Below are 2,480 nucleotides of genomic sequence, written 5' to 3'. Positions count from 1 at the left end.
CGTAACGGCTCCCAATGCCTGCGGCAAGTACCAATAATGTTGGTTTCATACGAATTAATTTATTTTCTAAGGTCGTATGGAACACCCATTTTTTTATTCATTCCTGTTTTGTGTTTCCGGAAACATGGGTGTTTCATATTAAATATAGATTAATAAGCTCTTTTGTAGACAGCCAAAACTACAATAATAAAAGGGACAATCCAATATTTTTATATGGTGAAATCAGAGATGGTTTGAAATACATTTACCACTAAGGCTCAAAGTACATGAAGAATACAGGTTGATGGTGATCATTGTGAAAACCTTGTGTGGTTTGATATAGTTTGATATGGTTTGAGATGGTTTGATATAGTTTGATATAGTTTGAAATGGTTTGAAATGGTTTGAGATGGTTCGATATAGTTCAAGTTGGTTCAAGGGTTCAAGGGGTCAGGGGCTCAAGGGGTTTAAGGTTCAAGAGTTCAAGGGTTCAAGGAGTTTACGGTTCAAAAGTTCAAGTTCCTGGATGAATTTTATGTTTGAGTGGTTGGGTAATTGGGAATACGATTGCTGATACCACAATTAAACACATAAAAACATTTAAAATAAAAAATGAATTGCCGTTGGCTTCAGCCAACGGAGGAATAGATGTTTTTTCCCCGGCTTTAGCCAAATCATTGGGGCAGAATTCAGTTATTTAAAATAAATTTGGGCTAAAGCCCAATAAATATCTATATTCTACCCCTGCTAAAGCTGGCAGCAATTGATGCAGGCAATTGAAGCTGATAGCAGAAATCAAGCTGATTTTTATTATTTTTGCATCCATAAAATCAAAAATAGAATAATGATATTACCAATCTTATCTTATGGCCATTCTATCCTGCGGAAAAAATGTATAGATATTGATAAAGATTATCCGGAACTGGAAAAAATCGTAAATAACATGTGGACTACCCTGTATTCGGCAAATGGAATGGGATTGGCCGCATCGCAAATTAATCATGCCCTGAAACTTTTTATTGTCGATTCCAAACAGGTTTATGATAATTTGGAGGAAAAGGAAAGGGAGTTTTTATTTCCTGATGATCAGGGTATAGTTGAGACATTCATAGATGCAAAGATAACCTACAGGTCTGAAAAGACCTGGGTGGAATCTGAAGGATGCCTGAGTATTCCTATGGTCCGGGAAGATGTTCAAAGGCCCTGGGATATTGAAATAGAATATCTGGACCGGCAGTTTCAGAAGCAGAAAAAACACTTCAGCGGAGAAACAGCTCGTGCCGTACAGCATGAATATGACCATACCGACGGAATCCTTTATATAGACCATATCAATTTGTTGAAAAGAAAATTGTTGAGCAGAAAACTTATACAGATTTCGGAAGGCAAGGTTGATGTCAAGTACAAAATGAAATTTGTAAAGTAACCAGACGCTGAGGCAATATGTTGGTTATCAGAATATTTCCTTAAGCACTTCAAGGGATTTGATCTTTCCTATTCCTTCAAGATGAAGGTAATAGTATTCCAGAATTTTGCTTAATAATTCGAAACGTTGGGTATGGTTCAGTTCCATGGAATAAATTGTTGTGAACGATAGTTTCATCAGGTCATTCAACATAAGGCTGTAAGTCTTGTCCAGGTAATAAGGGTGAACCGGGAGTAAGGCTACAAATTTCCCATTCAGCATATCGAAAATAGGATTTTCATCGCTATAATTTTGTAAGGGATAAAATCCAAGGTATTTGGATAATTCCAGAAGGAATAGCAGATGGAAATTTGCCGTGCCACGAGTATTGCAGTCCAGTAATTGAATTGAATTAAGCAGGAAGCCAAATAAGGGTTCGTTCCCTATTTCTTCGCGCAGGGTTTTATATAAAACTTCGGCAAGAAAAAGGGCAATGGTATTTTTTCTGATATCAAAAGGTATGTTCTGAAGGGGGGTAATAATCCGTGCTTCCTTAATTCTCTGCAATTCCTTTTTTTCGCGGTAATAAATATCCATTTCGAGGATGGTAAGCGGCTGGAACAGGCCTATGCTGGTAGCAGAATTTTTACCTCTTACATTATTGATGATAAAAGATTTCCTTCCTGCAAATTCTGTGTAGATGCAGGCAATTACCGATGAGTCCGAATATTTAATATAATGAAGGGTCAATCCCCTGGTTTTGCAAAGCATTTCTCTGATTAATTATATGGTCAGCTCCGGCATATCAACGGATGAACAATATTTTTGTGACACAGGTCTGTGTACCGTCACTTGAGGCACAAAATACCAGATAAACTCCGGTATGAACCCTATGTCCATGTAAATTTTTACCATGCCACACGGCTTGCCCTCCCACTGATTTGGTTTCATAAACAAGATTGCCGCTAATGTCGGTAATTTTTACATTAGTATCGGCCATTAAACCGGTAACAATGATATCTCCCTGATAATCTCCTTTCACGGGATTTGGGAAAACATAGACATCTTTAAAGGTTTCGCCGGCTTTTGTTGCTGT

At 37.5% G+C, this 2,480-nt stretch carries 3 protein-coding genes; 1 reads left to right on the top strand and 2 read right to left on the bottom strand.

Annotated elements, in window-relative coordinates:
- Positions 1-823: 823 nt before the first annotated feature.
- Positions 824-1,405 carry a peptide deformylase gene (gene def, locus Q8907_16225; GenBank protein ID MDP4275815.1) on the top strand — a complete coding sequence of 194 codons (582 nt, stop codon included), beginning with the start codon at positions 824-826 and terminating at the stop codon, positions 1,403-1,405.
- A 27-nt stretch (positions 1,406-1,432) separates the two neighbouring features.
- On the opposite strand, the gene recO is transcribed toward def, so the two are convergent.
- Both recO and Q8907_16215 read right to left on the bottom strand, forming a co-directional pair.
- Positions 1,433-2,155, bottom strand: coding sequence for a DNA repair protein RecO (gene recO / locus Q8907_16220; protein MDP4275814.1), 723 nt, complete (start codon positions 2,153-2,155; stop codon positions 1,433-1,435).
- A gap of 34 nt (positions 2,156-2,189) precedes the next feature.
- On the bottom strand, positions 2,190-2,480 hold a 291-nt coding region (locus Q8907_16215; protein MDP4275813.1), incomplete at its 5' end, for a T9SS type A sorting domain-containing protein.

It is taken from the genome of Bacteroidota bacterium (assembly GCA_030706565.1).
Lineage (GTDB): Bacteria > Bacteroidota > Bacteroidia > Bacteroidales > JAUZOH01 > JAUZOH01.
This window is presented reverse-complemented; position numbering and strand designations above follow the sequence as displayed.